Genomic DNA, 16346 nt, shown 5'->3' with positions numbered 1-16346 from the left:
GCGTCGTCGAGGTTCTTCGGCGCCTGCGCGTCGATGGCCTTGTTCACCGCGTCGATGAACGCCTGCTTGTTGAACTCGCCGGGCTTCGCGGCGTTCATCTTCTCCGCGTTCGCCGCCTTGCCCTGCGCCTCCTTGTCGTCGGGGGGCGCGACCGCCGCGTCCTGTGCCGACTTCGACTCGGTGGTGGCGGGGGCATGGGCTGCGATCTTCGTCCGCTTCGCCGCCACATCGGCCTTGACCTTGCGGAACCCGGGGGCCTGGGCCGGCGATGGCTTCACGGGGGCGGTGTAGCGCTGGGCCACCAGGCGGGAGACCGCCGCGTTGCCCGCCGCGCGTTGCAGACGTTGCAGGCTGCGGGGGTCGGGGGCGGGGCGGTCGCCCGGTGGGCGGTGGGGTGGGGGTGCCTGCGAACGTGACACTTCGGGCTTGAGTGTCACGTTCTCCTGACGGGGGGTGCCCCCGCGGCCGGACACGGAGGCGGGGTCCTTCTCCGGAACCCCCTTCATCCGCCCTCCCGGCCGCACATGTTTTTGTCGGCGTCCCAGGGTGTGCGCAGTGCCCGTGCGGTACGCAGGGCGGACGCACCGTGGTCGGGGCAGCGCCCGGCGGTACGTACAGCGCGAGGGCATTGCCTGATCGGGCAGCGGCCGGTGCACGGGTGGGCGGCCGTGTGTCCGTTCCCGGTGATCGCGGCTGTCGCGAGAATTGCGGGCGTTCCCGGCCAAGGAGAGACTCACATGCCGTCGTACCTGTCCCCGGGCGTCTACGTCGAAGAGATCGAGTCCGGATCCCGGCCGATCGAAGGCGTGGGCACCTCGGTCGCCGCCTTCGTCGGCTTCGCGCAGAAGGGCCCGTTCGACGAGCCGACGCTGATCACGAACTGGAGCCAGTTCGCCGGCACCTTCGGTGACTTCGTCGACGGTACGTATCTCGCCTCCGCCGTCTACGGGTTCTTCTCCAACGGCGGCGGTGTCTGCTACGTGGTGCGCATCGGTGACGGTACCGAGCCCCCGGCCGAGGACGAGAGCAACGGGACCGCCGGACAGCTGCCCGCCGGATCGGAGACGCAGCTCGGGCCGTACGCGGTGAAGCCCCGCCCCGGTGTGGCCGGTGAGATCACTGTCGAAGTGACCGAGGTGGAGGGGGACGATCCGCCTTCCGATGTCTTCCAGCTGATCGTGAAGCGGGACGGGCAGGTCGCGGAGACGTACCCGAGCGTCACGACCAAACGCAGTAAGGAGAACGTCGCCACCCGGGTCAACGCAAAGTCGGAGCTCATCGAGATACGGGAGTCCGGGCGCGGCGCCGCTCCCGCCAAACCCGAGCCGCAGGCCGTGACCCTGGCCCCCGCAGCGCCCGCGTCACCCGGAGCCGGGGCGCTGACCCCTGAGGTGTACGTCGGCGATCCCGACCGCAGGACCGGCCTCGGCGGGCTCGAAGCCGTCGAAGAGGTCACCACGATTGCTGTGCCGGACCTGATGAGCGCGTACGAACGCGGACTGCTGGACCTGGAGTCGGTCGTCGCCGTGCAGCAGGGGCTGATCAGCCACTGCGAGCTGATGGGCGACCGCGTCGCCATTCTCGACCCGCCGCCCGGACTCAGCCCGCAGCAGATCCGGGCCTGGCGCACCGACGGCGCCAACTTCGACTCCAAGTACGCCACGCTCTACTACCCCTGGATCCGGGTCGCCGACCCCTCGTCGGGGCGCGCGCAGCTGGTCCCGCCGAGCGGCCACATCGCCGGGGTCTGGGCGCGCAACGACGAGTCGCGCGGTGTGCACAAGGCCCCCGCCAACGAGGTCGTACGAGGGGCGGTCGCCCTGCAGACGCAGCTGACCAAGGGCGAGCACGATCTGCTCAACCCGATCGGGCTGAACTGCATCCGGTCCTTCCCCGGACGCGGGATCAGGGTCTGGGGCGCGCGCACGCTGGCGTCGGATCCGGCCTGGCGCTATCTGAACGTCCGGCGCCTCTTCAACTACCTGGAGGAGTCGATCCTCGCCGGTACGCAGTGGGTCGTCTTCGAACCGAACGACGACGCCCTGTGGGCCCGTATCCGGCGCACGGTCTCGGCATTCCTGGTCAACGAATGGCGCAAGGGGGCGCTGTTCGGGCTTACTCCGGAAGAGGCGTTCTACGTCAAGTGCGACCGTGAGACCAACCCGCCGGAGAGCATCGACGCAGGTCAGGTCATCTGCGAGATCGGGGTGGCACCGGTCAGGCCGGCCGAGTTCGTCGTCTTCCGCCTCTCCCAGCTGACCGGGGGCACCGGCGGCGTCGACGAGTAGCGCCGCCGGGCGCCGGGCCGTGGCGGAGCGGCCGTCCTGAGGTCCACCAAGCGGTAAGAGCGGTAAAGGAGCCTGTTGTGCCACTTCCCGATCTCGACAGCACCGTCGGGGCCTCCTTCGGCCTCGAATTCGACAGCGTCGTCATCAAGCAGATCACCGAGGTCAGTGGTCTGAAGATGGAGCAGGACGTCATCGAGCTGAAGCAGAACACCGCCGACGGCCGCTACGCCATCAAGAAGCTCCCGGGCCGGCCGAAGGCCGGTGAGGTGACCGTGACCCGCGGTCTCACCGAGGACAACAGCTTCGAACGGTGGATCAAGGACTCCCGGTTCGGGCGGATGACCGCGGCCCGCCGCAACGGCGCGGTCATCGTGTACGACCACGAGGGCATCGCCATCAAGCGCTACAAGCTCATCAACGCCTGGCCGAAGTCCCTGGAGATCGGCACCCTCAAGGCCGGTGACACCTCGGTCCTGACGGAGAAGCTCGCGATCACCTACGAGAGCATGGAACTCGACTGATGCGACGTACGGCACCGGCGGAGGCCCTCGAACGGCCGGACACGCATCCCCCGGCCGGCGGGACCGGGCGGTCCGGTCAACGGGAGCCACTGCGCACCGAGTTCACCTTCGAGCTGCCGCGCGGGTACGTCGACGACGCGGGTGTCGTGCACCACACGGGCGTCATGCGGCTCGCGACCGCGCGCGATGAACTCGTGCCGCTGCGGGACGACCGGGTGCGGGAGAACTCCGCGTACCTCTCGGTCGTGCTCATCGCCCGGGTCGTCACCCGGATCGGCACGATCGACGACATCCACCCCGGCATCATCGAGGACCTCTTCGCCTCCGACCTGGCCTTTCTCCAGGACTTCTACCGGCGGATCAACGCCGAGGGACACACCCGCGCCGCCGTCACCTGTCCGTCCTGCCAGGAGGAGTTCGCGGTGAATCTCGCCGGTGGCCGCCTGGGGGAATCGTGACGTACGCGGCCGACCTGCTCTACGAGGAGGTCGCGTACCTCGCCTATCACTTCCACTGGCCGCTCGATGAGCTGCTGGACCTGGAACACCCGGAACGACTGAGGTTCGTCGCACAGATCGCTCGCCTCAACGGGCAGTAGCGAAGAGCGCAGGGAGGGCGGGAGAATCCATGGGCCTGATGTCCTGGCTGCGCGGTGGCGGGCGTACGGAGACGAGTACGGGTGCGGAGGCGGGCAGTGCGGGCGCAGCTCCGCCGTCGCCGCTGCGTAAACGGGTCGATCTGTCCGAACTGTCGCCGATCCAGCGGACCCTGGGCACTCAGGATCTGGTCATCGACCCCTCCGGATTCCAGGGGTCGCTCACCACCCGGCAGGACGCCTCGCTCGGGACACCTCTCGGGCATCTGGTCAGCCCGGACGCGCCCACCGGGCTGGTGCACGGGATCACCGCCCCGGCCGCCCCGGTCACCGTGGACCGTCCGTCGCCGGTGCAGCGGACCGTGGAGCGTTCGGCGGAGCTGCCGGTCGGGGCCCGGTCCGTCCCCCTGTCCGTACGTCTGGCCGTGCCCATGCAGCGTGTCGTTCCGGGGGATGCGCCCGCGATGACGTCGGCCGGGGAGTCGGCCGCGGCGGAGGTGCCGGTGCGTCAACTGGTGGGCGAGCAGACCCTTGTAGCGGCATCCGAATCGGCCTCACCCGAGCCCGCGCCGCCGAACCCGCACACGCACCCGAACCCGCACCCTCATCCGTCCCCGGATCCGGCTCCGCCCGTTCAGCGATCGGTGATGCCGCCCGCCCCCGGCTCGGCCCGGCGCGCGCCCGGTCTTGGCGCGCCCATGTCCGCACTGCCGCCAACGGCACAGCGAAAGGCCGCCGTTGAAGTTACCGGTGCGGAGCCCGGGGGGATTCCGGTTGCCCGGAGCGCGGAGGACGGTGGGAGTGGTAGGGGCGGTGGGGGCGGTGAGGTCCCTGAGGCCGCTCAGGAGCCCGTGGCCCCGGCGTCGGAGCCCGACTCCGGGGGGCCCACCGCGCCGCTGCTCGGCGACTCTCCCTTGCTCCCCGCCGCGTCGGACTCCACACCACAGGGCAGCCCCACACCGGCGGTGCAGCGGACTCCCGCCGTGCCGACGCAGGCTCCGTTGGTGCCGCCCCCGAACACCGCTCCGGTCGCGCCGCTGCTCGCCGACCGGCCCGTGGCGCTCCAGAACGGGCGCAGTGGTGGGCCGGGGGCCGTACAGCGTTCCGCAGTGGACGGGGTGGTGCCGTCTTCGCCGGCCGGTGCGGGACCGATGTCGGTGCCAGGTGCAGAACCGGTGTCCCTGGCCGATGCCGTACCGGTGCGCTGGACGTCCAGTGGGGCGGGGGCGCCGTCGATGGCGGCGGCGACACCGTCCGTACCGGCGGCGCTGCAACGTACCGTCACGGCTCCGGGGCAGGGGACGGGCGCACCCTCCCCGCCGCTTCCCGCCCTTCAGCGGCAGGCAGCCGGGGGGCCGCCGGTGCCTCGTTCACTGACTGGTTCCGGTAGCCGTACCGCACCGTCTGCCGCCCATGCTCCCTCGGCGTCCGGAACCTCCTTCACCTCGGCCGGTTCGGTCGCCGTGGCCGCGGGGGTGGCTCAGCGGATGGCCGACGGAAGTGTCGTCTTCGGCTCGCCGTCGCCGCCGTACTCGTCACCCGTCGTGCAGCGTGAGGCCGAGACCACGGAACCACCGCCTCCGGAGCCTCCCCCGGTGCCCGAACCGGAACCGGAACCGGAACCCGGGCCCATGGCCGAGGACCACGGCGCACCGGGCGCGGCCGCCTCCGCCCCTGGCGCGCCACCCGGCCAGAGCGGCGGTCACGGCGGCGCCGCGGCCCCCGTCGTCACCGACGAACTGGTACGCGCCCTGTACACACCGCTCAGCAGGCTCTTCAAGGCGGATCTGCGGCTGGAACGCGAGCGAGCGGGTTTTCTCATCAACACCCGGCACTGATGAACGGCAGCGACAACACAGGGAATTGAGAGGTACGTGCCATGGCCACCGCCCAGGACAACGATCCCGCCGTCAGCGTCTGCTTTGTCGTCACGATCGACGACATCGAGCTCGGGTCGTTCAACACATGTGACGGGCTGGGCTGCGAAGTGGTGCTCGAAACGCGTGAGGAGGGCGGCAACAACGGGCATCTGTGGCAGCTGCCGACCCGCCTGAAGTACTCGAACGTGAAGCTGTCCAGGCCGCTGACCAAGGAGACCGAGAAGGTGGCCCGCTGGTTCGCCACCATGACGACCGGGTTCAGCCGCAAGACGGCGCACATCGAGGCGCGGACCGGGGACGGGCAGAAGGTGGCCCAGTGGGGGCTGCTGGAGGTCGTGCCCGTCCGCTGGACCGGCCCCTCCTTCACCCCCGAATCGCCCAAGGTCGCGATGGAGACGATCGAGATCGCCCATCACGGCTATGTGATGGAGGGCTGACCGCCGTGAGTGGCGCAGGTCCCATCGCGTTCAGCGCCGCCGGTACGTCCGGGGCGTCGGCGGCGAGGGCGGGCAAGGGAGGTTCGGCCCGGCCCAAGCTGGAGCATGCCTATCTGGAACTGCGGACGCCGCCGACCGGCGGTGGCCTCACACCCGGTGGTCCGTGCGGACGGATCGACTTCCAGTTCAACCCCAAGGAGCTGAGTCTCACCAAGGCCGCCTCCTGGAAGCGGAGTCCGGCCAAGGGCGCCAAGAGCTCGGGGCCGCCGGAGTATCAGGGCTCGCAGCCCAGCAAGCTCACCGTGGAGATGTTCTTCGACGCCAGCGACACCCAGGACACCCGTGTGGTGACCTCGGTCGAGCAGCTCTTCGCGTGCTGTGTGCCGACGAGCGAGACCCGTCAGCAGCAGCGTTCGTCACCGCCGTGGGTGGTCTTCCACTGGGGCGGGCTGACCGGGTTCCCCGGCTACGTCAGTCAAGTACAGGCGAAGTACACCCTGTTCACCACATCGGGCGTGCCGATCCGGGCCGTCTGCCAGGTCACGATGGAGGAGATCAGCGGCGACACCCCGGGGCAGAACCCGACCTCGGGCGCCCTCGCGGCCCGGCGGGTCCACCGGCTGGACGCCGGCGACTCGCTGCCGTCGCTCGCCCAGCGCGAGTACGGCGACCCGGCGGCCTGGCGGGTGATCGCGGAGGCGAACGGGATCGACGACCCGATGCGGCTGGCCCCCGGACAGCAACTGCTGCTCCCCGCGCTCGACGAGCTGAACCGGCTCGAAGAGACCCGGGACGGGGGGCGGTCCTGATGGCGCAGCCGGGCGTCGCGACGGCGCTGGTGGTGGAGTTCGGCGGCCGGCCGCTGCCGCCCAAGTTCGTGAACACACTGGTCGAGGGGTACGTCGACGACAGCCGGACGCTCCCCGACCTGTTTCTCCTGCGCTTCCGCGATCCGGACCGGGTACTGCTGGAGCAGACCGGGCTGAAGATCGGCAGCGAGGCCCGGCTGCTGGCCCGCGCGGGCGGGGACACGGCACCGAAGCCGCTGCTGAAAGGGGTGGTCACCGCCCTGGAGGTGGAGCTCGACGAGACCGGCACCTTCACCGTCGTACGCGGGCTCGACGAGTCGCACCGGCTGTTCCGGGGACGTCGGGTCGCCAGCTACCAGAACATGACGCTCGCCGACATCTGCGCCCAGGTGGCCCAGCGCGCCGGGCTGAAGCCGGGGACGGTGGACGTGGCCGGCCCCGTACTCGAACACATCGCCCAGCCCAACGTCACGGACTGGGAGTTCGTGCGCGATCTCGCGGAGGAGGCGGGCGCGCAGGCGTACGTACTCGACGGACAGCTGCACATCACCAGACCCGCGGAGGCGAGCGGCGCACCCGACGGTTCGGCACGGGCCGACCGGAATCCGCTGGTCCTGGAGATGGGCAGCAATCTGCTGCGCTGCCGGGCCGGGGTGTCCTGCGCGGAGCAGGTCTCCGAGGTCGAGGTGCGCGGCTGGGACATCAAGACCAAGCAGCCGCTCGTCGGGCGGGCGCCCGCGGGGAAGTCGGCGACGCTGGAGCTGGGGGTGAGCGCGGCCGAGGTGTCCGCGCCCTTCGGCGAGGCGCGCTTCGTGGTCACGGACACGGCGTACGGGGCGCAGGCGCAGGTGGACCAGGCGGCGAAGGCCCTGGCGGAGCGGATCGCCGGATCGTTCGCGGAGCTGGAGGCGGTGATCCGGGGGAATCCGGAGGTGCGGGCGGGCAGTGCGGTGGCGCTCAACGCGGTGGGGGCGCCGTTCGAGGGGCGGTACACGGTCACGTCGTCGCGGCATGTCTTCGACCCGGTGCGCGGGTACGAGACCTGGCTCACGGTCTCCGGGCAGCAGGAGCGTTCGCTGTTCGGGCTGACCGGCGGAGGTCCGGGATCCGGCGGGTCCGGTGCAGGAGGCGGGGGCGGGTCGCGCTGCGTGGGGCTGGTCAGCGGGACGGTCACCGACACCCAGGACCCGGAGGGCTCGGGCCGGGTCAAGGTGCGGTTTCCATGGCTGTCGGACGAGTACGCGAGCGACTGGGCGCGCACGGCCCAGTCGGGCGGGACGAGCGGCGGCGAGGCGTTCATCCCCGAGGTCGGGGACGAGGTCCTGGTGGGATTCGAGCACGGGCATCTGGACCGTCCGTACGTCCTCGCCGGTCTGTACAACGGGAAGGACCGCCCGTCACAGGGCAGCGGCGGCGGGTCGGGCGGGGGCGCTGGTGGTGCGTCCGGGCCGGGTGCCTCCGGGGCGGGTGCCTCCGGGCCGGGCGCCGGACCCGGCCCGTCCACAGAACCGTCCGCCGGCGCGCCGCCCGCCGGTCCACCCACAGCAACGCCCGCCGCATCCCCCGCCCCAGGAGGTGAGCTGGTCGACCCGACCACCGGGGCGGTCAACCGGCGTTCGATCGCATCCAAGAGCGGAAACCAGCTGGAGCTCCTGGACGGCGCCAACGGACCGCAGGGCGTACGCCTGCTCACCGGCGACGGAAAACTGAAGATCGACCTCGACCGCAGAGGCACCGTGATCGTGATCAACAGCGACGGCAGCGTGAACATCGAGGCCAAGCAACAGGTGTCCATCAAGGCGGCGCGTGGGGTCGCGCTGGACGGCGGGCAGGGAGCGCTCGAACTGAGCGGCGACAGCGTCACGTTGACGTCCCGCAGCGGAGTGCGGGTCGACGGCGGAAACGGCGAGGTCAAGCTCTCCACCGGCGGCACGGTGGACGTCCGGGGCGCCCAGGTCGCGGTCAACGGAACACAGCGGACCGACATCAAGGGCGGCGGCTCCCTGGCCATCAACGCACCTCTGGTGAAGATCAATTGACGGCGCGGACGCGCCGATCGAGAGGAACGGACTTTCATGTCAGCAGCCGCGGCGGCAGCCGCACGGGTCGGCGATCCCACCGGACACCCCGGCACGGTCGGGCCTCCCGGTGTCCCGTCCGTGCTCATCGGCGGCCTCCCCGCCGCCACGGTCGGCACCCCGCACCTGTGCGCGATGCCGCCGCCCGCGGTGCATCCGCCGTCCGCGATCGCGCCGCCCGGCAGCACCACGGTGCTGATCGGCGGGCAGCCCGCCGCGCGCGTCGGGGACCTGGCCGCCTGCGGATCGCCCGTCGTGTCCGGTTGCCCGACGGTGCTGATCGGAGGCTGAGCGTCCATGGGTCAGCAGTTCATCGGTGCGGGCTGGGCCTTCCCACCGCGTACGGACGCCACCGGTTCCATCGCCCTGGTGCGCGGCGAGCACGAGCTGGAGGAGTCGATCCGGCTGATCCTGGCCACGTCGCCGGGCGAGCGGCCCATGCGCCCGGAGTTCGGCTGCGCGATCAACGACTACGTGTTCGCCCCGGCGGACGCGGGCACGGCCGGGCAGCTCGCGTACGAGGTACGTCTGGCGCTGGACCGGTGGGAGCCCCGGATCGATGTCACCGCGGTCGTCGTCCGGTTCGACGAGGTCGACCACGGAGTCCTGTACATCGACATCGGCTACACCGTACGGGGCGCCAACGACCCCCGGAACCTGGTCTTTCCGTTCTATGTGATCCCGCAGCACGAGGAGGTGGACGGCGCGTGACGCTGCCCAGTCCGCATCTGGACGACCGTCGCTTCCAGGGCCTGGTCGACGAGGCGAAACGGCTCGTCCAGCAGCGCTGCCCCGAGTGGACCGACCACAATGTGTCGGACCCCGGCGTGACCCTCATCGAGGCCTTCGCGACCATGGTGGACCAGCTCGTCTACCGGGTGAACCGGGTTCCGGAGAAGAGCTATCTGACCTTCCTCGACCTGATCGGGGTCCGGCTCCACCCGCCCACGGCCGCCCACACCGATGTGACGTTCAGGCTCTCCGCACCGCAGCCCGAACCGGTACGGGTAAGGGCCGGTACGGAGGTTGCGACCGTCCGCACGGAGACCGAGGAAGCGGTCGTGTTCACGACCGGCCGTGAACTGTCCATCGTGCCGTGCGAGTTCGCGCATCTCGCCACCTGGCCGACGTCCGGCGACGCCGTCGACCGTACCGAGGAACTCACGCTCGGCCGGGCCGTCCCCTGCTTCGACACCACGCCCGCGCCCGGCGACGCCCTCTATGTGGGCCTGTCGGCCGCCGTTCCGTCGGGAGTCGTCGTGCTGCGGCTGGACTGCGCGGTCGAGGGCGTCGGTGTGGATCCGCTGCGGCCGCCGCTGCTCTGGGAGGCCTGGGACGGCAGTGCCTGGACGGTCTGCGAGGTCGAGAAGGACGACACCGGCGGCTTCAACCGGTCCGGAGAGCTGATCCTGCACCTTCCCGAGGGGCATACCCCGGCCGTCGTCGTGCGCCGGACCGGCGGCTGGCTGCGCTGCCGCCTGGTGGAGGCCACCCCCGGGCAGCCCACCTATATGGCGTCTCCGGTGGTGCGCCGGATCACGGCGTTCACGATCGGCGCGACCGTCGGGGCGGTCCACGCCGAGACCGTGACCGACGAGGTGCTCGGCCCGGCCGAAGGCGTACCCGGACAGACCTTCACGGTGAGCCGCCCGCCGGTGGTGCCCGGCGACTTCGTCGTCGAGGTCGCGGATCCGGCGGGGGACCCGCAGGGCACGGAGTGGACCCGCGTCGACGACTTCGCGCACTCCGGACCCGACGACCGGCACATCACGCTCGACCCCAACTCGGGGCGGGTCGAATTCGGTCCGGCGGTACGCGAACGGGACGGCTCCATCCGCTACTACGGCGCGGTACCGCCGAAGGGCGCCACCGTACGCGTGCGTTCGTACCGCACCGGCGGTGGACTGCGCGGCAATGTCGCCCGCTCCACGCTCCGGGTGCTGCGCAGCGCCATCCCGTACGTGGCCCGCGTGGAGAACCGGCGCCCCGCGCTCGGCGGAGTCGACGGCGAGACGGTGGACAGCGCACGGGTACGCGGGCCGATGACCCTGCGGACCCTGCACCGGGCCGTCGTACCGCACGACTACGAACTGCTCGCCCGCGAGGTCGCACCCGACGCGTCCAGGGTGCAGTGCATTCCGGCCGGCGGGGACTCGGACGTCGAGGCGGGCGGGGTGCGGCTGCTCGTCGTACCGGCCGGACGCAGCGACGAGCAGGGCCGGATCCAGTTCGACGAACTCATCCCGCCGCAGCACACCCTCGCCCTGATCGCGGGCCATCTGGACGAACGGCGGCCCATCGGCGCCCGGTTGGTGGTCGAACCGCCCTACTACCAGGGGGTCACCGTGGTCGCCTCGGTCCAGGGCCGCAGGGGTGCCGTGCTGGAACGGGTACGCGAGGAGGCGCTGGCAGCCCTCTACAGCTACTTCAACCCGCTGAGCGGCGGACCCGGCGGCGGGGGCTGGCCGTTCGGCCGGCCGATCCAGTCGGGCGAGGCGTTCGCCGTACTGCAACAGGTGCCGGGGGTGGACCTGGTGGAGGACGTACGCCTCTTCCCGGCGGACCCCGTGACCGGGCAGCGCGGCGAACCCACCACCAAGATCGCACTGGACCGGCACGCACTGGTCTTCAGTTACGAGCACCAGCTCCGGGTACGGGAGGCCTGACCGCCATGCGCACAGCCGTGACCGGCCTGCCGACACCGCACCCGCTGATCGAGCAGCTCCCGGCGGTCTATCTGGAGCAGGACTTCCTGCAACGGTTCCTCGCGGCGCTCGACGACGTACTCGCCCCGGTCCTGCTCTCGATCGACAATCTGCCCGCCCACCTCGACCCCCGCAGCGCGCCGGAGGACTTCCTGGCCTGGCTGGCCCAGTGGGTGGCCGTCGACACCCGCGCGGACCACCCGGTCGATCAGCGGCGCGCGGCGGTACAGGGCGCGGTCGAGCGGCACAGCAGGCGCGGTACCAGGCGTGGGCTGGCGGAGGCGGTGTTCCTGGAGACCGGGATCGAGCCGGACATCGTCGAGAGCGGTGGCACGGCGTGGTCGTCGACGCCGCACACACAGTTCCCGGGCGGCCCGCGGCCGTGGGTGACGGTCCGGGTCCGGGCCTCCCAGCCGTACCAGGTCGACCGGGTGCGGCTGGAGGAGCTGATCCGTACGGAGATACCGGCGCATGTGGGCTTCGACCTGGAGGTCTCGTGATCTGTGAGGCGTGCGGGCAGAGCAATGCGCCGGGGACGCAGTTCTGTACGTCGTGCCGGGCGTTCCTGGAGTGGGAGGGGGCGGACGGGGGTTCCTCGGCGTCCTCTGTCGGCCCTGCTCCTGCGCCTCAGCCATCACCCCAACCTGAGCCGTCACCCCAACCTCAGCCGTCACCCCAACCCCAACCCCAACCTCAACCTCAACCTCAGCCCCAACCTCAGCCACAGTCACAGCCGCAATTCCAGCCCCAGCCCCAGCCCACGCCTCCACCACCCGTCACTGCGGCCGCCCCGCGTCGCCCCGGTGACGAGCCGGACGAGTCGGTGCCGGGGCCCGAGGCGCTGCCCGACGTACCGCCGGGACCCGTGAACACACCCCCGGGTCCACCTGTCGCTCCACCCGTTCGCTGCCCCAACTGCCGCACGGAGAACTCCCCGGACCGCACCCTGTGCATCCGCTGTGCCCTGCTCCTGGACCCGGGCCCGCCGCCCGAGGCCCGGCCCCCCTGGTGGCGTCGGATCCTCCGAAGGCGACCGCGTCAGGCGCCCACCGCCGGTACCCGGCCGCGGCGTCGGTTGTGGCGCCGTCCCGGTCTTGCGCTTCCGATCGTGCTGATCGTGGTGGCGTGCGGCGTCTGGTTCGCCCTGCCGCATGTGTCCGGCTGGTTCGGCTTCGCCAAGGACGAGACCGGGACGCCGGAGGCGGTGCCGCCCACCCGGTTCCGGGCCTCCAGCAGGGCGCCGGGCCACCCGGCGGGTGCGGCGTTCGATGGTTTCAACAATCGTTACTGGGCGCCCTCGGCCGCAGGTCCCGACACCGGTGTGGGCCAGTACCTGGAGTGCGACTTCGAGCAGCCGGTACGCGTGCTGAAGCTGGTCGTCCTCTCCGGTACGTCGGCCAAGAAGGACGAGTTCCTCACCCAGGCCCGCCCGGCCAGGATCACCGTACTGCTCACCTCCGCCGACGGAAGCCGGGTCAGCAAGGAGATCAGGGTCAAGGACCAGCCGGGTCAGCAGACCTTCGACCTTCGCGGTTCGGAGATCGTCCGGGCCCGCCTCACGACGGACACCACCTATGGAGCGGGTCCCGGCCGTCGACTGGCCGTCGCCGAGGTCGAGTTCTTCGGCCGAAGGCCCTGACCCGGAAAGGACCGCCGACGCTCGAAGGGCCGGCGACGCCCGGACGAACTTGCTCCGGTCCCCGCGTGGTGAGTACATGACCCCTCACCCGCATGGGGCGCCCCGGATGAGCGACGCCGGCCCCGCCGAGCACGGAGACGATCAGTCCGCGCGCAGCGCCACCAGTGCGCCCGCCTGCGCGAGGCCGCTCTCCTCGACGACCTCGCGCACGCTCTGCGCCTCGCGTACGAGCGCGAAGTGCACCCGCCCGTCGGCCCCCGTCCGGTAGCCGTACACGGCAGGCCGCGGCAGCGAGTTGTACGAGAAGTGCGACGAGAAGTAGTACGCCCCGGTGTCGTGGAGCGCCACCACGTCGCCGGGCTCGACGGCCGGGAGCTCGCGTCCGGTCGCGGTCAGGTCCCCCGCGAAACAGCACGGGCCCGCGATGTCGGTGATCTCGGTCGGGCCCTGCTTGGGGCGGCCCGCGGCGTCGAACACCCCGACGCGCAGCGGCCAGGCACCGGGCATGAACACCGTACGGGTGGCCACCTGGGCCCCCGCGTGCGTTACCGCGATCTGCCGCCCCCCGGCGGACTTGGTGTATTCCACGACCGTTGCGACTGTTCCGCTCTTGGCCAGCAGGGAACGGCCGAACTCCGTGATCAGGGTGTAGCGCCCGTCGAACAGACCGGGTACGGCGCCGCGGAGCTCGGTGACGTAATCGGCGTACGTCGGGCGGTCGTCCTCGCCGGCGAAGTTGACGGGCAGGCCGCCGCCGATGTCGAGCCCGGTGATCTGCGCGCGGCCCAGCTGTGCGTTGATGCGCTCGGCCAGTTCGTACGCGGCGCGGATGCCCTCGGCGATGAGCGGCAGGGGGCAGCCCTGGGAACCGACGTGTGCGTGCAGGCGGTTGAGCCACGGCCGGCGCGCGAAGGCGTCGACCACCTCGTCGACCGCCCCCGGATCGCGCAGTGCGACGCCGAACTTCGAGGTCGCCGTCGCGGTGCTCATCGCATCGATGGCACCCGCCCCCACCTGGGGGTTCACCCGCAGCCCGATCGGCCCGGCGGCCGGTCGCCCGGCCAGCAGACGGTCGACGCGGGCCATCTCCTGGAAGTTGTCCAGGTTGATCGCGATGCCATGGGCGAGGGCGAACTCCAGCTCCTCGACCGTCTTCGCGGGGCTGTCGAAGACCAGCCGGTCGTACGTGAACCCGGCCGCCAGCGCCTGTTCCAGTTCACCGGGCGAGGCCACCTCGCAGCCCATCCCGGCCTCGGCGAGCAGCCGCAGCACGGGCACCAGTCCGCACGCCTTGGCCGCGAACGTGTGCCGTACCGCGGCGGGTCCTCGGAACGCCTCGTTCAGCGCGTCGACGGCGGCGAGCACACCGTCCACGTCGAGCAGGCCGACCACGGGCGAGCGCGGACCGAGCAGCCCGTCCTCGACGGCACGCGCCAGCGCCGCCGCACGCCGGGTACCGCGCTGCTCGACTGCCGAGCGGGCTGCCGAACCGGAAGTCATGTGAACCACAACAACAACCCTCCATCTGTCACGTCGGCTGTACGGACAGTTTCGGCGCGGTGGGGAGGGCGCGTCTTCGACCGACGCGACGATGCCTGCCCGATTCCTTTGTCGCACCGGACAGCTCGACGATCAACGACTGCTCGACCCGTGCGCGCTGCGAGCCGCGATGCGCAGCCCGATGTCCGCGAGGAGCCGCACGGTCGGGTCGGCCAGATCGACGCCGAACAGTTCCCGGGCCCGGCGCAACCGGTACCGCAACGTGTTGGGGTGCACAGTCAGGCGCCGCGCGGCCGTGCCCGTATCGCCGAACGCGTCGAGGTAGGCGGCGACCGACGCGCCGTACTCCGTACCGTGTGCGCGGTCGTGCTCCACCATCGCGTGCACGGGCCCCGACAGCGACTTCCACAACGGCTCGACCCGGTCGAGCACCCGGAGCACCGACGTGTCGGCGACCACCTCGCCGAACGCCGCCACCGCCGACACCACCTCCGCGACCGGCAGCCTCGTAGCCCGCTCCCGCAGCACCCGCACCACCAGCTCCGCGGCCTCCCGCGAGGCGGGCAGCCCCGACAGGTCCGCCGCCAACGGCCCGACGCCCGCGAACACCACACTGCGCGGCACCGAGCGGGCCGTCGCCAACAGGGTGCGCGCCGGATCGGCCTCACCGTCGCTCGCAGGGACCAGGACGTACAGCCGCCGCCCGGACCGCGCGGTCACGCACCCCGGCCGGTACGCGGCGGCCTGCAACGCGAGCACATCCAGCACCCGCTGCTCGGCGCCGGTGCCGGTGTCGGTTCCGCCCCCGGACGCGGTGCCGCCCGCCCGGCTGTCGTACGCCTGGGCCACCATCACCGCGTACGGCCGGTCCGCCGCGATCCCGGCATCGTGCGCGGCCTGCGACGCGTGCGCGGCCCCGTCCAGGAGCGCGTGCACCGCCTCCTCCCGCGCCCTGGCCGCCGCCCGGCCCCACGTCCGATGGTGGGACAGATGCGGTACGGCGGCCCGGGCGGCCGTGCGCAGCGCCGCCGCCGCACTCTCGGCGAGCGGCCGGCCGTCGGCGGCGGCCCAGATGGACCCGAGCACCTCGGACCCGTGGCGCACGGCGATGGCCAGCCGTTCGGCGGACCGGTCGTCGGCGGGCCGTCGCACCACGTCGTCGGTGCTCCACAGCGCCTGGAAGAAGCCGCTCTCGCGCAGTTCGTCGACCCGCCAGCGAGGGACCTCCTGCCCGAGGATCGTCAGCCGGCGCATCGGATCGGGTTCGTGGTCCATCCGCGAGTACGCCAGCACCCGCGACTGCGGATCCTCGATCGTGATGGCACCGCCGACCAGGTCCGCCACCGTATTGGCCAGCCCCGACAGATCGCCGAGCCGGAGCCCGCCCACCCTGTCGGGGCCGGCCGATTCGGTGGTGGAAAAGGCCGGGGCGCTGTGCACCAGAGCGGTCCGCAACCGGCCGAGCACCTCCGTCCACCCATGCCCCGGCCGCCGGGTCAGCAACGCCGTACGCCCCTGACCGGCCGCCTCCAGCAGGGCCGCCCGCGGCCCGCGACTGCCCCGCCGCATGACCACGGCCGCGGCTCCGGCCCGGTCCGCGTCGCGCAGTACGTCGATCGCCTCGGGCGAGGCGGCCTCCACACCGACGGCGAGCAGGATCAGCCCGGATGCCGTCCGGGCGTCGTCGTCCCGTTCCTCACCGGGATCGTGCAGCGCCACATCGGCCACCGGCACGCCGGTACCGCGCGGCGCCACGACGACATCGAGCATTCCGGGGGCGATCAGGCCGAGGATCTGCTCCAGCGAGGGCCCGGTGTCGCGCCGGTCCGGTTCATGCGTCGGCATCCGTCCATCATGGTCGGCTGTTCCCGGCGGGAGCCAGGGCGGACACACT

Annotated in this window: 15 protein-coding genes and 1 pseudogene; 13 read left to right on the top strand and 3 right to left on the bottom strand. The window is 71.7% G+C overall.

Annotation, left to right across the window (positions count from 1 at the left end; genetic code table 11):
* Positions 1-506 (bottom strand): annotated as a pseudogene (locus IEZ15_RS30295) (hypothetical protein); the annotation flags it as partial.
* Positions 507-737: 231 nt separating this feature from the next.
* On the opposite strand from IEZ15_RS30295, the gene IEZ15_RS30290 reads away from it, so the two are divergent.
* The 13 genes from IEZ15_RS30290 (at position 738) to IEZ15_RS30230 (ending at position 12952) form a co-directional block, all read left to right on the top strand.
* Complete coding sequence (locus tag IEZ15_RS30290) at positions 738-2288, top strand: phage tail sheath family protein (RefSeq protein WP_114245639.1); 1551 nt, start codon at positions 738-740, stop codon at positions 2286-2288.
* Between the two features lie 77 nt (positions 2289-2365).
* Complete coding sequence (locus IEZ15_RS30285; RefSeq protein WP_072488539.1) at positions 2366-2809, top strand: phage tail protein; 444 nt, start codon at positions 2366-2368, stop codon at positions 2807-2809.
* Positions 2809-3267, top strand: a complete 459-nt coding sequence (locus IEZ15_RS30280) for a hypothetical protein (RefSeq protein WP_189280215.1) — start codon at positions 2809-2811, stop codon at positions 3265-3267. Before IEZ15_RS30285 ends, IEZ15_RS30280 begins: the two co-directional genes overlap by 1 nt.
* Positions 3264-3407 (top strand): DUF6760 family protein, encoded by a 144-nt coding sequence (locus tag IEZ15_RS30275; RefSeq protein WP_093896703.1) that lies wholly within the window; start codon positions 3264-3266, stop codon positions 3405-3407. The genes IEZ15_RS30280 and IEZ15_RS30275 overlap by 4 nt, the downstream gene beginning before the upstream one ends.
* 29 nt (positions 3408-3436) lie before the next feature.
* Complete coding sequence (locus IEZ15_RS30270; protein WP_189280214.1) at positions 3437-5242, top strand: hypothetical protein; 1806 nt, start codon at positions 3437-3439, stop codon at positions 5240-5242.
* A gap of 41 nt (positions 5243-5283) precedes the next feature.
* Entirely contained in the window at positions 5284-5721 is a 438-nt protein-coding gene (locus IEZ15_RS30265) for a phage tail protein (protein WP_093549687.1), read from the top strand.
* A gap of 5 nt (positions 5722-5726) precedes the next feature.
* On the top strand, positions 5727-6530 hold the full coding sequence (locus IEZ15_RS30260) for a CIS tube protein (protein ID WP_114245643.1): 804 nt from the start codon (positions 5727-5729) through the stop codon (positions 6528-6530).
* Complete coding sequence (locus IEZ15_RS30255) at positions 6530-8569, top strand: VgrG-related protein (RefSeq protein ID WP_189280213.1); 2040 nt, start codon at positions 6530-6532, stop codon at positions 8567-8569. The genes IEZ15_RS30260 and IEZ15_RS30255 overlap by 1 nt, the downstream gene beginning before the upstream one ends.
* Positions 8570-8605: 36 nt before the next feature.
* A complete protein-coding gene (locus tag IEZ15_RS30250; RefSeq protein WP_093896035.1) occupies positions 8606-8899 on the top strand; it encodes a PAAR domain-containing protein in 294 nt (97 codons plus the stop codon).
* Positions 8900-8905: 6 nt separating this feature from the next.
* The gene (locus IEZ15_RS30245) at positions 8906-9319 is read left to right on the top strand and encodes a GPW/gp25 family protein (protein ID WP_189280212.1); all 414 of its coding nucleotides are present in this window, start codon (positions 8906-8908) and stop codon (positions 9317-9319) included.
* Positions 9316-11274 carry a putative baseplate assembly protein gene (locus IEZ15_RS30240; protein WP_189280211.1) on the top strand — a complete coding sequence of 653 codons (1959 nt, stop codon included), beginning with the start codon at positions 9316-9318 and terminating at the stop codon, positions 11272-11274. The genes IEZ15_RS30245 and IEZ15_RS30240 overlap by 4 nt, the downstream gene beginning before the upstream one ends.
* 5 nt (positions 11275-11279) lie before the next feature.
* A complete protein-coding gene (locus tag IEZ15_RS30235) occupies positions 11280-11813 on the top strand; it encodes a phage tail protein (RefSeq protein ID WP_114245648.1) in 534 nt (177 codons plus the stop codon).
* A gap of 608 nt (positions 11814-12421) precedes the next feature.
* A complete protein-coding gene (locus IEZ15_RS30230) occupies positions 12422-12952 on the top strand; it encodes a discoidin domain-containing protein (RefSeq protein ID WP_229846187.1) in 531 nt (176 codons plus the stop codon).
* A gap of 141 nt (positions 12953-13093) precedes the next feature.
* Here IEZ15_RS30230 and IEZ15_RS30225 read toward each other — a convergent pair whose 3' ends face one another.
* Positions 13094-14452, bottom strand: a complete 1359-nt coding sequence (locus tag IEZ15_RS30225) for a type III PLP-dependent enzyme domain-containing protein (protein WP_189280210.1) — start codon at positions 14450-14452, stop codon at positions 13094-13096.
* A 132-nt stretch (positions 14453-14584) separates the two neighbouring features.
* Positions 14585-16297: a helix-turn-helix domain-containing protein gene (locus IEZ15_RS30220; RefSeq protein WP_189280209.1), complete on the bottom strand. Its 1713-nt coding sequence runs from the start codon at positions 16295-16297 to the stop codon at positions 14585-14587.
* Between the last annotated feature and the right edge of the window lie 49 nt (positions 16298-16346).

The organism is Streptomyces atratus, assembly GCF_014648655.1.
Taxonomy (GTDB): domain Bacteria; phylum Actinomycetota; class Actinomycetes; order Streptomycetales; family Streptomycetaceae; genus Streptomyces; species Streptomyces atratus.
The sequence above is the reverse complement of the archived record's forward strand: the minus strand, read 5'-3'. Positions and strand labels throughout refer to the sequence as shown.

Coding starts and splice junctions, on each gene's coding strand:
- IEZ15_RS30290 (WP_114245639.1), top strand. CDS start 738: ATGCCGTCGTACCTGTCCCCGGGCGTCTACGTCGAAGAGATCGAGTCC.
- IEZ15_RS30280 (WP_189280215.1), top strand. CDS start 2,809: ATGCGACGTACGGCACCGGCGGAGGCCCTCGAACGGCCGGACACGCAT.
- IEZ15_RS30270 (WP_189280214.1), top strand. CDS start 3,437: ATGGGCCTGATGTCCTGGCTGCGCGGTGGCGGGCGTACGGAGACGAGT.
- IEZ15_RS30265 (WP_093549687.1), top strand. CDS start 5,284: ATGGCCACCGCCCAGGACAACGATCCCGCCGTCAGCGTCTGCTTTGTC.
- IEZ15_RS30255 (WP_189280213.1), top strand. CDS start 6,530: ATGGCGCAGCCGGGCGTCGCGACGGCGCTGGTGGTGGAGTTCGGCGGC.
- IEZ15_RS30250 (WP_093896035.1), top strand. CDS start 8,606: ATGTCAGCAGCCGCGGCGGCAGCCGCACGGGTCGGCGATCCCACCGGA.
- IEZ15_RS30245 (WP_189280212.1), top strand. CDS start 8,906: ATGGGTCAGCAGTTCATCGGTGCGGGCTGGGCCTTCCCACCGCGTACG.
- IEZ15_RS30235 (WP_114245648.1), top strand. CDS start 11,280: ATGCGCACAGCCGTGACCGGCCTGCCGACACCGCACCCGCTGATCGAG.
- IEZ15_RS30225 (WP_189280210.1), bottom strand. CDS start 14,452: ATGACTTCCGGTTCGGCAGCCCGCTCGGCAGTCGAGCAGCGCGGTACC.
- IEZ15_RS30220 (WP_189280209.1), bottom strand. CDS start 16,297: ATGCCGACGCATGAACCGGACCGGCGCGACACCGGGCCCTCGCTGGAG.